This window comes from Achromobacter sp. JD417 (genome assembly GCF_041879325.1).
GTDB lineage: Bacteria > Pseudomonadota > Gammaproteobacteria > Burkholderiales > Burkholderiaceae_B > Achromobacter > Achromobacter mucicolens.
The window spans coordinates 4,752,371-4,770,963 of sequence record NZ_CP087159.1 but is presented as its reverse complement, the minus strand read 5'-3'; the positions used below and the strand labels follow the sequence as shown (position 1 = coordinate 4,770,963).

Annotated in this window: 16 protein-coding genes and 1 pseudogene; 11 read left to right on the top strand and 6 right to left on the bottom strand. The window is 67.9% G+C overall.

Annotated elements, in window-relative coordinates:
* Nucleotides 1–57: 57 nt before the first annotated feature.
* The 3 genes from yajC to queA all read right to left on the bottom strand — a co-directional run bounded on the left by yajC (nucleotide 58) and on the right by queA (nucleotide 2,826).
* A complete protein-coding gene (gene yajC / locus LN047_RS22070; RefSeq protein WP_042794815.1) occupies nucleotides 58–402 on the bottom strand; it encodes a preprotein translocase subunit YajC in 345 nt (114 codons plus the stop codon).
* Between the two features lie 232 nt (nucleotides 403–634).
* Nucleotides 635–1,771 (bottom strand): tRNA guanosine(34) transglycosylase Tgt, encoded by a 1,137-nt coding sequence (gene tgt / locus LN047_RS22065; protein WP_062838759.1) that lies wholly within the window; start codon nucleotides 1,769–1,771, stop codon nucleotides 635–637.
* Nucleotides 1,768–2,826, bottom strand: coding sequence for a tRNA preQ1(34) S-adenosylmethionine ribosyltransferase-isomerase QueA (gene queA / locus LN047_RS22060; RefSeq protein ID WP_373980183.1), 1,059 nt, complete (start codon nucleotides 2,824–2,826; stop codon nucleotides 1,768–1,770). The genes tgt and queA overlap by 4 nt, the downstream gene beginning before the upstream one ends.
* Before the next feature lie 203 nt (nucleotides 2,827–3,029).
* On the opposite strand from queA, the gene dacB reads away from it, so the two are divergent.
* Both dacB and upp read left to right on the top strand, forming a co-directional pair.
* Entirely contained in the window at nucleotides 3,030–4,478 is a 1,449-nt protein-coding gene (gene dacB / locus LN047_RS22055) for a D-alanyl-D-alanine carboxypeptidase/D-alanyl-D-alanine-endopeptidase (protein WP_056326619.1), read from the top strand.
* Nucleotides 4,479–4,600: 122 nt separating this feature from the next.
* Nucleotides 4,601–5,236, top strand: coding sequence for a uracil phosphoribosyltransferase (upp, locus tag LN047_RS22050; protein WP_056326620.1), 636 nt, complete (start codon nucleotides 4,601–4,603; stop codon nucleotides 5,234–5,236).
* Nucleotides 5,237–5,315: 79 nt separating this feature from the next.
* On the opposite strand, the gene cysG is transcribed toward upp, so the two are convergent.
* A complete protein-coding gene (cysG, locus tag LN047_RS22045) occupies nucleotides 5,316–6,725 on the bottom strand; it encodes a siroheme synthase CysG (RefSeq protein ID WP_373980182.1) in 1,410 nt (469 codons plus the stop codon).
* A 115-nt stretch (nucleotides 6,726–6,840) separates the two neighbouring features.
* On the bottom strand, nucleotides 6,841–7,422 hold the full coding sequence (locus LN047_RS22040; protein ID WP_056326624.1) for an ANTAR domain-containing response regulator: 582 nt from the start codon (nucleotides 7,420–7,422) through the stop codon (nucleotides 6,841–6,843).
* 406 nt (nucleotides 7,423–7,828) lie between these two features.
* Between LN047_RS22040 and LN047_RS22035 the strand changes: the two genes are divergently transcribed.
* The 9 genes and pseudogenes from LN047_RS22035 to LN047_RS21995 all read left to right on the top strand — a co-directional run bounded on the left by LN047_RS22035 (nucleotide 7,829) and on the right by LN047_RS21995 (nucleotide 16,908).
* Nucleotides 7,829–9,127, top strand: coding sequence for a CmpA/NrtA family ABC transporter substrate-binding protein (locus tag LN047_RS22035; RefSeq protein ID WP_373980181.1), 1,299 nt, complete (start codon nucleotides 7,829–7,831; stop codon nucleotides 9,125–9,127).
* 26 nt (nucleotides 9,128–9,153) lie between these two features.
* Complete coding sequence (ntrB, locus tag LN047_RS22030; protein WP_056326628.1) at nucleotides 9,154–9,984, top strand: nitrate ABC transporter permease; 831 nt, start codon at nucleotides 9,154–9,156, stop codon at nucleotides 9,982–9,984.
* Nucleotides 9,985–9,988: 4 nt separating this feature from the next.
* Entirely contained in the window at nucleotides 9,989–10,870 is an 882-nt protein-coding gene (locus LN047_RS22025) for an ABC transporter ATP-binding protein (protein WP_056326630.1), read from the top strand.
* 10 nt (nucleotides 10,871–10,880) lie between these two features.
* Nucleotides 10,881–12,083 (top strand): annotated as a pseudogene (locus LN047_RS22020) (NAD(P)/FAD-dependent oxidoreductase); the annotation flags it as partial.
* A 21-nt stretch (nucleotides 12,084–12,104) separates the two neighbouring features.
* Nucleotides 12,105–14,822, top strand: coding sequence for a molybdopterin-dependent oxidoreductase (locus tag LN047_RS22015; protein WP_373980180.1), 2,718 nt, complete (start codon nucleotides 12,105–12,107; stop codon nucleotides 14,820–14,822).
* A gap of 108 nt (nucleotides 14,823–14,930) precedes the next feature.
* On the top strand, nucleotides 14,931–15,656 hold the full coding sequence (locus LN047_RS22010) for a hypothetical protein (protein ID WP_062838795.1): 726 nt from the start codon (nucleotides 14,931–14,933) through the stop codon (nucleotides 15,654–15,656).
* A gap of 83 nt (nucleotides 15,657–15,739) precedes the next feature.
* Nucleotides 15,740–16,057, top strand: a complete 318-nt coding sequence (locus LN047_RS22005) for a YqjD family protein (protein WP_056326638.1) — start codon at nucleotides 15,740–15,742, stop codon at nucleotides 16,055–16,057.
* Between the two features lie 68 nt (nucleotides 16,058–16,125).
* Nucleotides 16,126–16,542, top strand: a complete 417-nt coding sequence (locus LN047_RS22000; RefSeq protein WP_373980179.1) for a phage holin family protein — start codon at nucleotides 16,126–16,128, stop codon at nucleotides 16,540–16,542.
* 3 nt (nucleotides 16,543–16,545) lie between these two features.
* Nucleotides 16,546–16,908: a hypothetical protein gene (locus LN047_RS21995; RefSeq protein ID WP_056326640.1), complete on the top strand. Its 363-nt coding sequence runs from the start codon at nucleotides 16,546–16,548 to the stop codon at nucleotides 16,906–16,908.
* A 67-nt stretch (nucleotides 16,909–16,975) separates the two neighbouring features.
* Here the strand turns inward: LN047_RS21995 and LN047_RS21990 are convergent, their stop codons facing one another.
* The gene (locus tag LN047_RS21990) at nucleotides 16,976–18,520 is read right to left on the bottom strand and encodes a UbiD family decarboxylase (RefSeq protein WP_373980178.1); all 1,545 of its coding nucleotides are present in this window, start codon (nucleotides 18,518–18,520) and stop codon (nucleotides 16,976–16,978) included.
* Nucleotides 18,521–18,593 lie beyond the last annotated feature (73 nt).

The following is an 18,593-nucleotide window of genomic DNA, read 5'->3' as shown; positions in this document are numbered from 1 at the left end:
CGGGCGGCGGTAGGCGCCTTCTAGGACAAGAGCCCCGATGGGGCTCTTTTGGGACGCTTACAGGGCCTTGATGGTTCCCTTGGGCAGGACGGTCGACACCGACGACTTCTGCATGATGACTTCGACGGGCTTGTCGGCCAGTTCGGAGACTTCGACGGTGACGTAGCTGTCGTTGACCTTGGTGACCTTGCCGAGCAGGCCGCCGGCGGTGACGACTTCGTCGCCCTTGGCCAGGGCCGCGATCAGGTTGCGGTGTTCCTTCTGGCGCTTCATCTGCGGACGGATCATCAGGAAGTAGAGGATCACGAACATCAGGATGATGGGCAGCATGCCCATCAGCGCATTGCCTTCGGGAGCGGCGGCCTGGGCCACGACGAGGCTGGCGGTATCGATAACGGACATTGAATTCTCCTGCGTTTGAGTCTGTTTGGGTTTATCGCTATGTTTTTAATGCGCCCATCCCCGCGCGAGCCATGGATAGGGCAAGCCGACTATTGTATATAGGTTATCGCCAGCCTTTAACTAGGGCGTCATCCCAGGCGCCAGGCGGCGGTCGCCTGCAATGGCGGCGTGCCTGGTCAAATGGGGGCGAAACCCGCCGGAAAAAGCCCCCGGCGGCAGCTTTTTTACGGGACTACTCCACGCCGCGGGCGCGGTCCGCGGCGAACTGGGCGCGCCAGGCGTCAAAACGGCCTTCTGCAATGGCCTCGCGCATTTCCTTCATGATAGTCAGATAGAAGTGCAGGTTGTGCAGCGTGTTCAGGCGCGCGCCGGTGATTTCGTTGGCGCGCTGCAGGTGGTGCAGGTACGCTCGCGAAAAATTGCCGCAGGTGTGGCAGCTGCAGCTCGGGTCCAGCGGACGGGTATCGTCGCGGTACTTGGCGTTGCGGATCTTGACGTCGCCAAAGCGCGTGAACAGCCAGCCGTTGCGCGCATTGCGGGTCGGCATCACGCAGTCGAACATGTCGACGCCGCGGCTCACGCCCTCCACGAGGTCTTCGGGGGTGCCGACGCCCATCAGGTAACGCGGCGCCTGCGCGGGCAGCTTGGGCGTGACATGCGCCAGGATGCGCATCATGTCTTCCTTGGGCTCGCCCACCGACAGCCCGCCGATCGCGTAGCCGTGAAAGCCGATGTCCTGCAGTCCGGCCAGGGATTCGTCGCGCAGCGACTCGTACATGCCGCCTTGCACGATGCCAAAGAGCGCGTTCGGGTTGCCCAGGCGGTCGAATTCGTCGCGCGAGCGGCGGGCCCAGCGCAGCGACATGCGCATCGAGCGGGCTGCCTCTTCGACGGTGGCGGGGCGGCCGTCGATTTCATAGGGCGTGCACTCGTCGAACACCATGACGATGTCGGAGTTGAGCGAGCGCTGGATGCGCATCGATTCTTCGGGCGTGAGGAACAGGCGCGCGCCGTCGATGGGAGAGGCGAACTTGACGCCTTCCTCGGTGATCTTGCGCATGCCCTGCAGGCTGAACACCTGGAAGCCGCCCGAATCGGTCAGGATGGGCTTGTCCCACTGCATGAAGCCATGCAGGCCGCCATGCTTTTCCATGATTTCGGTGCCCGGGCGCAGCCACAGGTGGAAGGTGTTGCCCAGCACGATCTGCGAGCCGATTTCCTTGAGCTCGTGCGGCATCATCGCCTTGACGCTGCCGTAGGTGCCCACCGGCATGAAGATGGGGGTCTCGACCACGCCGTGGTTCAGCGTGATGCGGCCGCGGCGGGCGCCGCCGTCGGTGGCGAGCAGTTCGAAGTTGAGTCCGGTCATGAGGCAGGGGTTTCGATGAACATGGCGTCGCCATAGCTGAAGAAGCGGTAGCGCGCGGCGACGGCGTGAGCGTAGGCGCGGCGGATGGGCTCGACGCCGGCCAGCGCCGACACCAGCATCAGCAGGGTCGACTGGGGAAGATGGAAGTTGGTGACCAGCGCGTCCACCACACGGTACGCGTAGCCCGGGGTGATGAACAGGCGCGTGTCGCCCTGGGCGGTGGCCAGCGGGACGCCGGGGGCGGTGTGGCCCTCGGTCTGCGCGGCGGCCGATTCCAGGGCGCGCACGCTGGTGGTGCCAACGGCGATCACGCGTCCGCCCTGGGCGCGGGCCGCGGCAATGGCGTCCACGGTGGCCTGGGGCACCGTGAACCATTCCGCGTGCATGACGTGGTCGGCCAGGTTGTCCACGCGCACTGGCTGGAAGGTGCCGGCGCCCACGTGCAGCGTGACGAAGGCGCGGGCCACGCCCAGCCCGGCCAGGCGATCCAGCGTGGGCTGGTCAAAGTGCAGGCCGGCCGTGGGCGCGGCGACCGCGCCGGGTTCGCGCGCGTAGACCGTCTGGTAGCGGTCGTCGTCGCCCGCGTCCGCCGCATGCGTGATGTAGGGCGGCAGCGGCGTGGCGCCGTGCGCGTCCAGCAGGTCGAGCACGGGGCCCGGAAAGCGGATGTCGAAGAGTTCGCCCTCGCGGCCCAGCACGGTGGCCTCGAAGGCGTCGGCCAGGCGCAGCACCATGCCGGGGCCCGGCGACTTGCTGGCGCGCACGTGCGCCAGGACGCGGTCGGGCTCGGTGATGCGTTCGACCAGCACCTCGATCTTGCCGCCGGTGATCTTGTGGCCGGGCAGACGCGCCTTGATGACGCGGGTGTCGTTGAACACCAGCAGGTCGTTCGGACGCAGCAGGGAGGTCAGGTCGGCGAACTGGCGGTCATGGAGCTGGCTGGCGGCATCCAGGTGCAGCAGGCGGCTGCCCGTGCGCTGGGCGGCGGGCGTCTGCGCAATGAGCTCGGGCGGCAGTTCGTAGTCGAAATCGGAAACGGTGAAGGACTGGGTCACGCGGATATCGGGATGAGTGAGGCCCGCCTGGCGGGCTTGGGGCAACCCGCTATTGTAAAGGGGACGGTTAATAGGGGCGGAACGGCGGCTTGCGCAGTTAAATGCGTCTGCTCCGGCCTTCGGGGCGGCCTCGCGCCGCCCGCAATCCGTCCAGGTTTTGTATGCTCTCGGTTTTGCTGGACGAGCAACCGGGTGGGCGTGCAATGACGGGACAAGTGATCAGGCGGGTGGGCGGACTGAAGCAATGGCTGGCCGGCGGTGTCCTGGCCCTGGCCGCGCACGCCGCCTTTGCGCAGGTTCCGGGATTGCCCCCCGACGTGGTCAAGGCCTGGAAGGCGAGCAAGCTGCCGGAAAGTTCGCTGTCGCTGGTGGTCCAGGAGGTGGGCGGCCCGCGGCTCGTGGCGCTCAACGCGAAGGAAGCCCGCAATCCGGCCTCGGTGATGAAACTGGTCACGACCTGGGCAGCGCTGTCCGAGCTGGGCCCCAATTACGTCTGGCGCACCGAATTCATGACGGCGCCCGGCGCGCGTCCCGACGCCAAGGGCGTGCTGGCCGGGCCGCTGTATCTGCGGGCCGGCGGCGATCCCCAATTCTTGATGCAGGACCTGTGGACGCTGCTGCGCGAACTGCGGCTGCGCGGGGTCAAGCAGATCAACGATCTCGTGATCGACCGCAGCATCTTCGGCCAGGTCACGACCGACCCGGGCGCGTTCGACGGCGCGCCCGACCGGGCTTACAACGCCAGCCCGGACGCGCTGATGGTGGGCTTTGGCGCGCTGCGGCTGCTGTTCACGCCGGATCCGGTCGCCAACAAGTGGGTGCCGCTGATCGATCCGCCGCTGCCCGGCCTGAAGATCGAAGGCCAGGTCGAATGGAGCGACGTGCGCTGTCCCGGCCCGCCGGTGGTCACGACGGACCCCCTCATTACCCAGCAGGGCGTCACCATCCGCGTGAACGGCAAGGTGGCCGGTTCCTGCGGCGAGTTCAGCCTGTATCGCCTGGCGCTGTCCCAGCCCGAATACGCCACCGAAGTCTTCCGCATGCTCTGGAAGGAGCTGGGCGGCACGTTCAAGGGACAGGTCCGGTCCGGCATGGTGCCGGCCGACGCCGTGGTGCTGGCCTCGCACGACTCGCCCACGCTGGCCGAGGCGATCCGCCAGATCAACAAGCGCAGCAACAACGTCATGGCGCGCACCCTGCTGCTGACGCTGGGCGCCGAGCGGGGCCGCCGTCCGGCCACCGTCGGCAGCAGCGAGGAAGTGGCCAAGCAGCTCCTGGCCAAGCAGGGGCTGGACATGCCGGAACTGGTCATCGACAACGGCGCCGGCCTGTCGCGCGACGCCCGCGTGTCCGCGGACAGCCTGGCGTCGATGCTGACGGTGGCCTGGAATTCGCCGGTGATGCCGGAATACATTTCGTCCTTCGCCATCGCCGGCGTGGACGGCACCGTGCGCCGCCGCCTGAAGGGCAACGGCACGCTGGGCATGGCCCACCTGAAGACCGGCTCGCTGCGCGACGTGCGCTCGATCGCCGGTTACGTGCTGGGCGCCAGCGGCAAGCGCTACGTGGTCGTCAGCATCGTGAACCACGAGCAGGCAGGCGCCGTCCGAGCATTCGACGACGCCCTCATTTCCTGGCTCGCCGAACAATAGCCAAAACGATTACGATCCTCTCGTGTGGCTCGCGAGCGGGCGGCGCAGGTGCGCTGCGCCGCGCCGGGTCCGCCTGAGGCCGAAAGCATTCTGACCAACAAATACTCTGGAGAGTTACGCACATGCCCGTGCACGAAATCCGCCATCCGCTGATCCGCCACAAGCTCGGGATCATGCGGCGCGCCGACCTCAGTACCAAGAGCTTCCGTGAACTGTCGCAGGAAGTGGGCGCGCTGCTGACGTACGAAGCGTCCAAGGACCTGCCGCTGGCGCCCGCCACGGTCGAGGGCTGGTGCGGGCAGGTCGAAGTCGAGAAGATCGCCGGCAAGAAAGTCACCGTGGTGCCCATCCTGCGCGCCGGCATCGGCATGCTGGACGGCGTGCTGAGCCTGATCCCGGGCGCCAAGGTCAGCGTCGTGGGCGTGGCTCGCAACGAAGAGACGCTGGAAGCGCACACCTATCTGGAACGCCTGGTGGGCGAACTCGACCAGCGCCTGGCGCTGATCGTCGATCCCATGCTGGCCACGGGCGGTTCGATGGTCGCCGCCATCGATTTGCTCAAGCGCGCCGGCTGCAAGGAGATCCGCGCGCTGGTGCTGGTGGCGGCGCCCGTGGGCATCGACGCGGTGCTCAACAAGCACCCGGACGTGCATATCTACACGGCGTCCATCGACGAGGGTCTGAATGAGCACGGCTACATCATGCCGGGCCTGGGCGACGCCGGCGACCGCATCTTCGGCACGCAGCAAAAGGGCTGAAGCCCCATCCGGCCGTGCCCGCCAGGGATATCGGCCGTGAAGAACCGGCGCCGCGCCGATGCCGCGCCGGACAGCGGTTCTAGGCCGTCAGCGCCGGCTGCCCCAGATGCTGGCCGAACCAGTGCAATTGGGGCGCCAGGCCGGCGACCTCGCCCACGATCAGCAGGGCGGGAGAGCGGACGGCATGGTCGCGGGCCAGTTCCGGCAGTTGCGCGAGCCGTCCCGACACCACGCGCTGTTCGGGCCGGCTGCCGTTCTCGATCAGTGCGAACGGCGTGTCTGGCGAGCGGCCGTGGCGCAGCAGGCGCTGCGTCAGCAGATCAAGCTGGCCCACCCCCATGTAGAACGCCAAGGTCTGCTTTTCGCGCGCCAGCGCGGGCCAATCCAGGTTGTCTTCGTCTTCGCGGCAATGCGCGGTGATGAGGCGCACCGATTGGGCGTGTTCGCGGTGCGTCAGCGGAATGCCGGCATAGGCCGCACAGGCCAGCGCCGCGGTGATGCCGGGCACGACCTCATAGCGCACGCCATGCGCGCGCAAAAACTCCAGTTCCTCGCCGCCGCGGCCAAAAATGAAGGCGTCGCCGCCCTTGAGCCGCACCACGCGGCGGCCCGCCTGCGCGTATTCCACCAGCAGGCCATGGATGCGCGCCTGCGTGGCGTGGTGGTTTTCGCCCGGCAGCTTGCCCACGGGCACGCGTTCGGCGTCGCGCCGGGCCAGCGACATGACCTCGTCGCTGACCAGGCGGTCGTAAAGAATGACATCGGCTTCGTTCAGCGCGCGCAAGGCCTTGAGCGTCAAGAGGCCCGGATCGCCCGGCCCCGCGCCCACCAGCACGACGCTGCCCTCGGCGGGCGCAATCGGCGCGGCCAACGCGTCGGCCAGCGCGGCCTCGGCCTGCGCCGGCTGCTGCTGGCGCAGAAAGCCCGCCACCGGGCCGTCCAGCAGCCAGTCGTAGAAGCGTCGGCGCGCGCCCAGGTCGGGGTGGCTGGCGCGAATGCGCTTGCGGTAGACGGCGGCCAGGCCGGCCAGCTGGCCCAGCGTGTGGTCGAACAGCGACTCGATGCGTTCGCGGACGCGGCGCGCCAGCACGGGCGCCACGCCCGACGACGAAATGGCGACGATGACGGGGGAACGGTCGACGATGGACGGCACCTGGAAGGACGACAGTTCGGGGTCGTCCACCACGTTGCTGAAAATACGGCGCGCCTCGGCGGCCTCGGACACCGCGGCGTTGACCGTTCGATCATCGGTGGCGGCCACCACCAGCCAGACGTCTTGCAGCCAATCGGGGTTGAACGTCCCGGGCAGGTGGCGCACGCGGCCCTCGGATACAAGCGCAGCCAGCGCGGGCGTCAGTGCCGGCGCGCCCAGGACCACGCTTGCGCTGGCTTCCAGCAGGGCCAGGGTTTTGCGCTCGGCGACCGCGCCGCCGCCAACAACGAGTACCAGCCGGTCTGTCAGATCGGCAAAAATCGGGAAAAGCTTCATGTATGCCAGCCTCGGGCGCACCCGGCTCAATGTGGGTCGATGATAGGGACGGGCTCTCATCCCCACAACTTTTGATTTCTTTAATTCATATAGCCATAACTTATTTGGCGGCCCGTCAGGCGCTGCCCAGCCATTGGCTCATCTCGACGACCTCGCGGGCGACCTCGCCCAGCCGCTTCTGGCTCTGCATGGCGCGCTCGCGCAGCAGCCGGTGGGCCTCGTCCTCGGTCACGGCGCGCGTTTTCATGAGGATACCCTTGGCTTTTTCCACCCACTGCCGGTCCGCCAGCCGCAATTGCGCCTCGCGCAATTCCTCGCGCCGGGTTTTTTCCATGGCGAAGCGCTCGATCGCCACGGTCAGCAGGGGTTCGATGCGGGCGGCCGGCACGTCGCCGACCACGTAGGCGGCAACGCCTGCGCGCAAGGCCGTGCGGATGGTTTCGCGATTGCCGTCGTCGGTGAACATCACCACCGGGCGGTCGCTGTGCGAACTGGCCACGCAAATGTTTTCCAGCGTGTCGCGGCCGGGGGCGTCGCTGTCGATCAGCACCACGTCGGCGGCGGACTGCGCGATGCTGGCGGCCAGGTCCGTGCCGGGCGCCACCTCGGCCACGACGTGCACGCCCGCCGCGGCAAGCGTTTGGCGCAGCGACGCCGCGCGTCCCTCGCCATCGTTGAGCAGCATGACCTTCAACATGAAACACCCCCCTGTGCAATGACTGATGCAAGTTCCATGCCATCGTTGCCGCGCGCGGCGCGGGGCGCGCGCGCACGATGGCGGGGCGTGCGCCGCACAGCGATGGTGCGGTGCGGCATCGGACTGCGCACCAACTTGGCTCCGCCCCTGATTCAGCCCGGCGAGGCCAGACCGGCGCGGGTTGGGCGCATCGCCAGCGCTGGCGCGGGCTGCGGCGCGGTTTGCGCAGACCGCCAGAAATCTGGCACGGCGATTGCTTGAGTGAAGCCGGGGCGGCCAACGGCGGTCGCCCGACGCAACGCGCCGCATCACGCGGCCAGGGACAACGACGTTCCGCTGCGCCACTGGATAGAGATCCGTGGCGCGCGGAACGTTTTTTTTTGCCGCCACCCGCAAGGAGCCTCGCATGACGCCTATGACCCGCAGTCCCTCGACCGACGCCGCCCGCGCCGACATGACCGCCAATGCCGGCCGCCGCAAATGGCTCAGCGGCACGGCGCGCGCGGTGGCTGGCGCCGGTCTGCTTTCATTGGTCGACCCGCTGGTGCGCGCCGGCGCGTGGGCGGCGGGCACCGACGCGCCGGAAAAGACCGAGGTGAAGATCGGCTTCATCCCGCTGACCGACTGCGCATCGGTGGTGATGGCGTCGGTGCTGGGCATCGACAAGAAATACGGCGTCAAGATCACGCCATCCAAGGAAGCCTCGTGGGCCGCCGTGCGCGACAAGCTCATGAACGGCGAGCTGGACATGGCGCACGTGCTGTATGGCCTGGTCTACGGCGTGCACCTGGGCATCGGCGGACCGAAGAAGGACATGGCCGTGCTGATGAGCCTGAGCCAGAACGGGCAGGCGATCACGCTATCGAACAAGCTGCTTGAAGCCGGGGCGCGCGATGGCGAGTCGCTCGCCAAGCTGATGGCGGCAGACAAGCGCGAATACACCTTCGCGCAGACCTTTCCGACCGGCACGCACGCGATGTGGCTGTATTACTGGCTGGCCGCGCATGGCATCAATCCCATGAAGGACGCCAAGGTGATCACCGTGCCGCCGCCGCAGATGGTGGCCAACATGCGCGTGGGCAACATGGATGGCTATTGCGGGGGCGAGCCCTGGGGGGCGCGCGCCATCATGGACAAGATCGGCTTCACCACGGTGACGTCGCAGGGCATCTGGACGGACCACCCCGAAAAGGTCCTGGGCGCCACCGCCGACTTCGTGACCCGCAATCCGAATACCGCGCGTGCCGTCACCGCCGCGATCCTGGAAGCCGGCAAATGGATCGACGCGTCGCCCGAAAACCGCCGCAAGACAGCCGAGACCATCGCCGCCAAATCCTACGTGAACACGGACGCCAGCGGCATCGTGGACCGCATGCTGGGCCAGTATGACGACGGCCTGGGCAAGAAATGGTCGGACGCGCACGCCATGCGCTTTTACGCCGACGGCGCCGCCAACTTTCCGTACCTGAGCGACGGCATGTGGTTCCTGACGCAGCACAAGCGCTGGGGCTTGCTCAAGGAACACCCGGACTACCAGGCGATTGCCACGCAGATCAACCGCATCGACCTCTACAAGCAGGCCGCGCAGGCCGCGGGCGTTGCGCTGCCTGCCAGTGAAACGCGCACGTCCACGCTGATCGACGGCGTGGTCTGGGACGGCAGCAATCCCGCGGCCTATGCCGACGGTTTCAAGGTCAAGGCCTGACGGCCGCTACGAGAAGGGGACTGGCAATGTCTACCGTAACGATGACAAGCCGCGGCAGCGAATTTGCCGCGCTGTGGCGGGAACGTTTGGAATCGGCGTTGAAGGCCGTGGTGGGGCCGGTTGCCGGCTTTGCGCTCTTTGTGCTGGTCTGGCAGGTGGTGGCGATGCGCATCCCGGAGATTCCGACGCCCGGGGTCACGTGGCATGCGGCTGTGGAACTGTTCGCCGATCCGTTCTATGACAACGGTCCGAACGACAAGGGCATCGGCTGGAACCTGCTGGCCTCGCTGGAACGCGTGGCGGCGGGATTCGGGCTGGCGGCGCTGGTCGGCATCCCCGTGGGCTTTGCGATCGGCCGCTACGCCGCGGTGCGCGCGATGTTCTCGCCCATCGTCAGCCTTTTGCGGCCGGTGTCGCCGCTGGCGTGGCTGCCGCTCGGGCTGCTGCTGTTCAAGGCGGCCAATCCGGCCGCGATCTGGGCCATCTTCATCTGTTCTATCTGGCCGATGATCATCAACACCGCGGTGGGCGTGTCGCGCGTGCCCCAAGACTATCTGAACGTGGCGCGCGTGCTGAACCTGTCCGAATGGAAGGTCACGACCAAGGTGCTTTTGCCCGCGGTGCTGCCCTACATGCTGACCGGCGTGCGGCTGTCCATCGGCACCGCATGGCTGGTGATCGTGGCCGCCGAGATGCTGACGGGCGGCACCGGGATCGGCTTCTGGTTGTGGGACGAGTGGAACAACCTGAAGGTCGAGCACATCGTCATCGCCATTTTCGTGATCGGCATCGTGGGGCTGTTGCTGGAGACCCTGCTGGTCGCGCTGGCCCGCCGTTTCACCTACACCGAGGAATAGCGCCATGAAGAAATTCGTACGCATCGAGCGCGTGGGACAGACCTTTGACACCCGCAAGGGCGCCTTCGTGGCGCTGCGCGACATCGACCTGACGGTCGAACAGGGCGAGTTCATCACGCTGATCGGCCACTCCGGCTGCGGCAAGTCCACCTTGCTGAACCTGATCGCCGGCCTGACCCGGCCCACGAGCGGCGTGCTGCTGTGCGCCGAACGCGAGATCACCGGCCCCGGTCCAGACCGCGCGGTGGTGTTCCAGAACCATTCGCTGCTGCCGTGGCTGACGTGTTTCCAGAACGTGCACCTGGCGGTCGAGCGGGTGTTCGGCGCGACGGAAAAGCGCGCCCAGTTGGCCGAGCGCACGCGCGCGGCCCTGGACCTGGTGGGTCTGCTGCCGGCACAGAACAAGCTGCCGCGCGAGATCTCGGGCGGCATGAAGCAGCGCGTGGGCATCGCGCGCGCGCTGGCGATCGAGCCCGGCGTGCTGCTGATGGACGAGCCGTTCGGCGCGCTGGATGCGCTGACGCGCGCGCATCTGCAGGACGAGCTGCTCAAGATCGTGGCCAAGACCCGCACGACCACCATCATGGTTACCCACGACGTGGACGAGGCCGTGCTGCTGTCGGACCGCATTGTCATGCTGACCAATGGACCGGCCGCGACCATCGGCGAGATCCTGCCGGTGCCGCTGCCCCGGCCGCGCGACCGCGTGCGGCTGGCCAACGATCCGACGTACCTGGCGTGCCGCGCGGGCGTGGTGGACTTCCTGCATCGCCGGCACGGCAATCCCGAGCGTTCCCAGGCCGCGGTCCAGGCCAACGCCGCGCTTGCCGTCGTGCCCGCGCCGTTGCAGGAAGCCGGCGCAGCAGCGGCGCGCGCCGCCGCGTAAGGGGGCGGTCATGCAAGCCAGGCAGAAGCTGGTCGTGGTCGGCAACGGCATGGCCGGCATCCGGACCGTGGAGGAGCTGCTCAAGCTCGCGCCCGATCTTTACGACATCACGGTGTTCGGTGCCGAGCCCCACACCAACTACAACCGCATCCTGCTGTCGCCGGTGCTGACCGGCGAGCGCACGCTGCAGGACATCGTGCTGAACGACGAGGCTTGGTATGCCAGCCACGGCATCCGCCTGCGGCGCCAGTGCACGGTGACCGGCATCGATCGCGGGCGGCGGATGGTCGTGGCCGACGACGGCACGCGCACGCCGTACGACCGGCTGTTGCTGGCGACCGGATCCAAGCCTTTCATCCTGCCGGTGCCGGGTCACGACCTGGCGGGCGTGGTGGCGTTTCGCGACATTGGCGACGTCAACCTGATGATCGACGCCGCCTCGCGTTACCGCCACGCCGTGGTGATCGGGGGCGGACTGCTGGGGCTTGAGGCCGCCAACGGCCTGGCGGCGCGTGGCATGGCCGTGTCGGTGGTGCATCTGGGCGCGGCGTTGCTGGACCGCCAACTGGACGGCGAGGCCGCCGCGCTGCTGCGCGAAAGTCTGGAGGCCCGCGGCCTGACGTTCCTGCTTCAGCACCAGACCGAGGCGATCCTCGGCGGGCCGGACGGGCGCGTGCGCGCGGTGCGCTTCGCGGACGGCTCCGAAGTCCCCGCCGACCTGGTGGTGATGGCCGCGGGCGTGCGGCCCAACACCGAGCTGGCGCAACGCTGCGGCCTGCATGTGGATCGCGGCGTCGTGGTCAGCGACACCTTGCAGACGTTTGACCCCCGCATCTACGCGGTGGGCGAATGCGTCAGCCATCGTGGCACGGCATACGGCCTGGTGGCGCCGCTTTTCGAGCAGGCCAAGGTCGCGGCTAATCACCTTGCGCAACATGGCATCGGCCGATACGAAGGCAGCGTCACGTCGACCAAGCTCAAGGTCACCGGCATCGACCTGTTTTCCGCGGGCGACTTCGCGGGCGGCGCGCAGACCGAGACCATCACGCTGGCCGACATGCCGGGCGGCGTCTACAAGAAACTGGTGATCCAGAACGACCGGCTGGTGGGCGCCTGCCTGTACGGCGATACGGCGGATAGCGCGTGGTACATGCGGCTCATCCGTGAAGGAGCCGGCATCGGCGTGCTGCGCGAGCAGCTCATGCTTGGCGAAGGCGCGGCAAGGGAGTAGGACATGGACATGCCGATGGCTCGACGGATTGAAATCGTCAGTGAGGCGGCGCATGAGGTCGCGTCGATCTGCTGCTATTGCGGCACGGGCTGCGGGGTGCGCGTGCAGGTGCGCGGCGGCGCGGTGGCGGGCGTGCGCGGCGACGACTCGCATCCGGCGAATCGCGGGCGCCTCTGCAGCAAGGGCCTGGCGCTTGGCGACACGGTGCGGCGCGATGGCGCGCGCGTGCTGTCGGCACAGTGGCGCGAGGCCCGTGGCGAGCCGCTGTGGGATATCGGGCTGACGCACGCGCTGGACATGGCCGCGGACCGGCTGGCCAAGGCGATCGCCAAGCATGGGCCCGATTCGGTGGGCTTTTATCTGTCGGGCCAGTTGCTGACGGAAGACTACGCGGTCTTCAACAAGGTGGCGCGCGCGCTGGCGGGCACCAACAACATCGACACCAATTCCCGGCTCTGCATGTCGAGCGCGGTGTCGGGCTATAAGCGCACGCTGGGCGCGGATGCGCCGCCCGCCTGCTATGAAGACCTGGAGCTGGCCGACACGGTGCTGATCGCCGGGTCCAACATGGCCTACGCGCATCCGGTGCTGTTCCGGCGGCTGGAAGCCGCACGCGCGCAGCGTCCGGACATGAAGGTGATCGTGGCCGATCCGCGCCGCACGGACACGGCCGCGTTTGCCGACCTGCATCTGCCGATCGCGCCGGGGTCGGACGTGGCGCTCTTCAATGCCATGCTGCACGTGATGCTGCGCGAAGGCTTGGCCGACGAGGACTACATTGCGCGCCATACGGAGGGCTTCGAGGCGCTGCGGGCGCGCGTGCAGACGGTCACGCCCGAGGCGGCGCAGCGCATCTGCGGCGTGCCGGCAGACGACATCGTCCTGGCGGCGCGCTGGTTCGGCAAGGCGGGCGCGGCGTTGTCGCTGTACACGATGGGCTTGAACCAGTCGGTCGCGGGCACCGACAAGAACGCGGCGCTGATTCACCTGCATCTGGCCACGGGTCAGATCGGGCGTCCCGGCGCGGGGCCGTTTTCGCTGACCGGACAGCCCAATGCCATGGGCGGCCGAGAGGCCGGCGGCATGGCGACGCTGCTGCCGGGCCACCGTGATCCGGCGTCCGCTGCGCACCGCGCCGAGGTCGCGCGGCTGTGGGGCGTGGACAGCCTGCCCGACGCGCCGGGCGCCACGGCGCTCGATATGTTCGACGCCGTGGCGGACGGGCGCATCAAGGTCCTGTGGATTGCCGCGACCAACCCGGCGCAGTCGCTGCCCGATCAGGCGCGCGTGCGGGCCGCATTGGCGCGCGCCGAGTTCGTTATCGTGCAGGAGGCGTATGCCGGCACCGAGACGCTGGCCCATGCCGACCTGGTGTTGCCGGCGGCGACATGGCCCGAGAAGTCCGGCACCGTGACCAATTCCGAACGGCGCATCAGCCGGGTCCGCGCGGCGATCGCGGCGCCCGGCGACGCGCAGCCGGACTGGCGGCTGGCGCAGGCGGTCGCCCTACGGCTGGCCTCGCGCATCGCGCCGCACAAGACGGTCCTCTTCGACTATCGCGATGAAAGCGAGGTCTTTGCCGAACACGCGCGCATGACCGCCGGCCGGGACCTGGACTACAGCGCGCTGGACTACGCCGCGCTGGACGCGGGCGGACCACAGCAGTGGCCGTATCGCGCCGGACAGGGCACGCCGCGCCTCTATGCCGACGGCGTCTTTCCCACGGCGAGCGGCCGGGCCCGATTCTGCGACGTGTCGTGGCGGCCGACGGCCGAAACGGTCTCGGAAGACTATCCGTTGCAGCTCACCACCGGCCGGTTGCGCGATCATTGGCACACCATGGCGCGCACCTCGCTTGCCCGGGCGCTGATCCAGCACGTCGAGGAGCCGTGGGTGTCGCTGCATCCGGACGACATGCGCCGCCTTGACCTTGCGGCCGGCGACCTGGCCCGGCTGGACTCGCGGCGCGGCGGTCTGGTGCTGCCGGTGCAGGCGGACGACTCGCTGCGGCCGGGGCACGCTTTCGTGCCGATGCACTGGGGCAGCGCCTTCATGGCCGGGTTGGGCGTGAACGCCCTGACCAATCCGGCGTCCGATCCCGTCTCGCGCCAGCCGGAGCTCAAGTTCACGGCATTGCGCGCGGAACCGGCCGGGCTTGCGTGGCAGGCCGCGGCCTGGCGGCAGGGCGACGCCGTGGCGTTGCGGGCCCGGCTTGCGCCGTGGCTGCGCCGTTTCGACTACGCCGTCGTGCTGCCGGCGGGCGCCGGGGGCGTGCGGCTGCGGCTGGCGAGCCGCGTCGCGCCGGATGCCGCCGTGCTGCATGAGCTGGCCGACGCGCTGGACCTGCGGCGCCCGGAGGTCGCGTACGACGATCCCGCGCGCGGCTGTTTGCGCCGGGTCGCGGCCGGGCAGGGCGTGTTGCGCGCCTTTTTGTTGACGGGCGACCTGCGCGCGCAAGAAGCGTTGCTGGCCTGGGCGGCAGGCGGTGAGGCGCCGGCAAGCACCGCGGCGCTGCTGATGGGACGCGTCGCGGGCGCGGCGCGCTCCCGGACGGTTTGCGTCTGCAACGGCGTGAGCGAAGCGGCCATCCTGAAGGGCATCGAGCAGGGTTGCGATCTGGCGGCGCTGAAGGACACGCTGGGCTGCGGCACCGGTTGCGGCTCGTGTGTGCCGGAGATCAGGTCGCTGATGACGCGCGCCCCGGCGGCGGCGCTTGCGTGACGACACGTTCGGACATACGCCGCGCGCGGCAACCGGTGTAGTATCAAGCCAGCCGTCCCTCAAGGCGGGGACGGCATTTTCCGTTTTCTGGAGTGGCTTGTGACGACGATGCGAAAAATGGCATCCCTGGTTCTAGCGGCCGGCGCGTTGGGCGCGGCCGCCTCGGTGCAGGCCGGCGTGTGCGACGCGCAATTCATGCACGACGGCGGCTCGGTCCAACTGACCGGCACGGGCAATCTGGCGCTGGGCGCCGACCTGACTTTTGCCGAGGTTACAAAAAGCAATGGCGACAACTGCCGCGCGCGCGTGCAGGGTCTGGCCACGTTCAGCTACGCAGGCCTGCCGCCCGGCAAATCCAAGCTCGATTACCTGATGACGGTCAAGGGCGGCCAAGCCACCTTCCTGCGCTACGCCACCGCCGGCGAAGCGCCCAAGCCCTCCGAAGGACAGTTCGACCTGCGCATGCTGGGCCTCTTTGCCTACGACGGCAAACTGGCTTCGGGCCAGAAGCTGCCCGGCTCGTCGTTTCGCCTGAAGATCGGCAAGGAAGCGCCCGTTGGCGGCCAGCCCAGCACCACGGTGCGCATCGGCGAAAAAACCGTCGGCCAGAAGACCGCGCTGACGACAGCGCTGGGCAAGCAGTCCTGCCACCCGATCACCTATACCCGCAATTCGGATCCCACGATGGCCACATTCCAGGGCCTGACCATTCCCATTCCCGGCATGAACACGACGGTCACGGATTGGTATTGCCCGGCCGTGAATCTGGTGATGAAGCAGGACATCGACCAGGGCGGCGTGAAGTCCGCCGTTGAGATTACGCAGATCAAGTAGCACCCGGTAGCAAGCGGGCGTTTGCGCCCGCTTGGCCGCTGGTATCATCGTCTCGTCATGGACACACAACAGGAGCTCAGAAAATGGCAACGAGAAAATCCGAAGACGTCGCAAAAGAAAAACTGATCGACAGTGTCAAGACCAGCCTGAACGACGCCGAAAGCCTGCTGCGCGAAGCCGCCAGCAGCACCGGCGACAAGGCCAACGAACTGCGCGACCGCGCCCTGACGTCGCTGCGGCGCACGCGCGAGGCGCTGTACGAAGCGCAAGACGCCGTTCTCGAACGCGGCCGCAAGGCTGCCCGCGCGACGGACGACTACGTGCACGACAATCCCTGGCAAGCCATCGGGGTGGCAGGCGTGACCGGCCTGCTGCTCGGCTTGCTGATCAGCCGCCGCTGACAGGGCAGGATGTCCGGGCGGCAGGCACGGCAATGCGCCGCTGCCTGCCGCCCGGCGTTCTTTCAGCCATGGGTCTAAGAAAAACTGTATTCGGTGTTGCCTCCAGCCTGGTCGGGCTGATGCGCACGCGGTTGGAGCTGCTGGCTCTTGAAGCCGCGGACGAAAAGGCGCGCCTGCTCAAGCTGCTGGGCCTGGCGTTTGCGGCCCTGCTATTTCTGACGCTGGCGGTGCTGGTGGCCACCATCACCATCGCCGTGGCGTTCTGGCCCACGGAAGACCGCTATCTGGCCCTTGGCCTGCTGGCGGGGTTCTATGGTGTTGCTGGCGTGGTGCTGCTGCTGGTGGTGCGCCACGGACTCGTCTACGGACCGGCGCCGTTTGCGGCCACGCTCGAAGAGCTGAGCCGCGATGCGGAGCTGCTGGACAGGGTGCGCGAAGCCCAAGCCGATGACGAGACGGCGGTGCGCCGGCGCGAGGGGTTCTGAGTCATGCACAAACGATCTCCCACCGTCGACCGCGCCGTGCGCATCGAACTCTTGCGCGCCCGCGCGGCAATCGAGCGCGAGTCGCTGGCGCAGAACATCGTGTCGGCCGGGCGCAGGCTGGAACCCAGCGCGCTCATCCGCGGCATGCTGCCGGGCCTGGCATCGGGGGGCGCGTCCCGCTGGGCCTTGCAGGCCATCACGCTGGCGCGGCGCTATCCCATCATCAGTTCGTCGCTGTCCGCCATGTTCATGCGTGGCGGTAAGCGGGGCAAACTCCTCAAACTTGCCGGCGGCGCGTTCGTGGGCTGGCAGATCCTGAAGGCCGTGCGCGGCATGCGCCAGGATGATGATCCGGAACGCGATTGAACTGACGCCAGCTGAAAAGACAAAGCCCCGTTGACGGGGCTTTGTTATTTGCGCGCGGTGCAGTTGGCTACAGCCCCAACTGCCCCCACATGTCGTCCACGCGTTTCTTGACGTCGGCGTCCATCGTGATGGGCGTGCCCCATTCGCGGTTGGTTTCGCCCGGCCACTTGTTGGTGGCGTCCAGACCCATCTTGCCGCCCAGGCCGGACACCGGCGAGGCGAAATCCAGATAGTCGATCGGCGTGTTCTCCACCAGCAGCGTGTCGCGCACCGGGTCCATGCGGGTGGTCATCGCCCAGACCACTTCCTTCCAGTCGCGCGGGTTGATGTCTTCGTCCACGACCACGATGAACTTGGTGTACATGAACTGGCGCAGGATGCTCCACAGGCCGAACATGACGCGCTTGGCGTGGCCCGCGTACTGCTTGCGGATCGACACCACCGCCAGGCGGTAGCTGCAGCCTTCGGGCGGCAAATAGAAGTCCACGATTTCCGGCAGCTGGCGGCGCAGCAGCGGCACGAAGACCTCGTTCAACGCCACGCCCAGCACGGCGGGCTCGTCGGGCGGCTTGCCGGTGTAGGTGGAGTGATAGATGGGATTGCGGCGCATCGTGATGCGCTCGACCGTGAAGACCGGGAACCAGTCCTGCTCGTTGTAGTAACCGGTATGGTCGCCGTACGGGCCTTCCAGCGCCATTTCGTAGCCGGTGTCGGGCGGCGGATTGACGCCATCGGGGACGACGGGCTTGATGGCGCGCGGGTCCGAGGAGGGCAGCAGATGGCCTTCCAGCACGATCTCGGCCCAGGCCGGCACGGACAGGTTGCTGCCCAGCGCCTGCGCGACTTCGGTGCGCGAGCCGCGCAGCAGGCCCGCGAACTGGTATTCGGACAGGCTGTCCGGCACCGGCGTGACGGCGCCCAGCGTGGTGGCCGGATCGGCGCCCAGCGCCACGGCGATAGGGAAGGGCGTGCGGGGGTTGGCGATCGCGTGGTCGCGGAAATCCAGCGCGCCGCCGCGATGCGACAGCCAGCGCATGATGAGCTTGTTCGGCCCCAGCAGCTGCTGGCGGTAGATGCCCAGGTTCTGGCGCTTGGCGTTGGGGCCGCGCGTGATCACCAGGCCCCAGGTCAACAGCGGCGCCACGTCGCCCGGCCAGCAGGTCTGGATGGGCAGGCGCGTCAGGTCCACATCCTTGCCTTCCCAGACGATTTCCTGGCAGGCGGGGCTTTTGACGTTCTTGGGGCTCATGTCCCACAGCGCGGACTTCAGCATCGACACCTTGGCCAGCGCATCGCGCAGGCCCTTGGGCGCTTCGGGCTCGCGCAGCGAGGCCAGCAGCTCTCCGATGTCGCGCAGCGCGCTGACGTCGTCGGCGCCCATGCCGCGCGCCACGCGCGCGGGGGTGCCGAACAGATTGGCCAGCACCGGCATCTGCGCGGGCTGGCCGTTGTGGCGGGGGTTTTCGAACAGCAGGGCGGGGCCTTCGGCCCGCAGCACGCGGTCGGAAATCTCCGTCATTTCAAGCTGCGTCGACACCGGCGCGGCAATGCGTTTGAGCTCGCCCATGCGTTCAAGTTGGGCGATGAAGTCTCTAAGGTCGCGGTATTTCACTACAGATCCCAGCGATTTGGTTACATTTCAGGTTCAAAGAGAGGTTAACATTGACTCCCTCTTTTTTACGCAG

Bases quoted from the DNA above. Each gene is read 5' to 3' on its own strand.
- yajC (WP_042794815.1), bottom strand. From the start codon at position 402: ATGTCCGTTATCGATACCGCCAGCCTCGTCGTGGCCCAGGCCGCCGCT.
- tgt (WP_062838759.1), bottom strand. From the start codon at position 1,771: ATGACCGGACTCAACTTCGAACTGCTCGCCACCGACGGCGGCGCCCGC.
- dacB (WP_056326619.1), top strand. From the start codon at position 3,030: ATGACGGGACAAGTGATCAGGCGGGTGGGCGGACTGAAGCAATGGCTG.
- upp (WP_056326620.1), top strand. From the start codon at position 4,601: ATGCCCGTGCACGAAATCCGCCATCCGCTGATCCGCCACAAGCTCGGG.
- cysG (WP_373980182.1), bottom strand. From the start codon at position 6,725: ATGAAGCTTTTCCCGATTTTTGCCGATCTGACAGACCGGCTGGTACTC.
- LN047_RS22040 (WP_056326624.1), bottom strand. From the start codon at position 7,422: ATGTTGAAGGTCATGCTGCTCAACGATGGCGAGGGACGCGCGGCGTCG.
- LN047_RS22035 (WP_373980181.1), top strand. From the start codon at position 7,829: ATGACGCCTATGACCCGCAGTCCCTCGACCGACGCCGCCCGCGCCGAC.
- ntrB (WP_056326628.1), top strand. From the start codon at position 9,154: ATGTCTACCGTAACGATGACAAGCCGCGGCAGCGAATTTGCCGCGCTG.
- LN047_RS22025 (WP_056326630.1), top strand. From the start codon at position 9,989: ATGAAGAAATTCGTACGCATCGAGCGCGTGGGACAGACCTTTGACACC.
- LN047_RS22015 (WP_373980180.1), top strand. From the start codon at position 12,105: ATGGACATGCCGATGGCTCGACGGATTGAAATCGTCAGTGAGGCGGCG.
- LN047_RS22010 (WP_062838795.1), top strand. From the start codon at position 14,931: ATGCGAAAAATGGCATCCCTGGTTCTAGCGGCCGGCGCGTTGGGCGCG.
- LN047_RS22005 (WP_056326638.1), top strand. From the start codon at position 15,740: ATGGCAACGAGAAAATCCGAAGACGTCGCAAAAGAAAAACTGATCGAC.
- LN047_RS22000 (WP_373980179.1), top strand. From the start codon at position 16,126: ATGGGTCTAAGAAAAACTGTATTCGGTGTTGCCTCCAGCCTGGTCGGG.
- LN047_RS21995 (WP_056326640.1), top strand. From the start codon at position 16,546: ATGCACAAACGATCTCCCACCGTCGACCGCGCCGTGCGCATCGAACTC.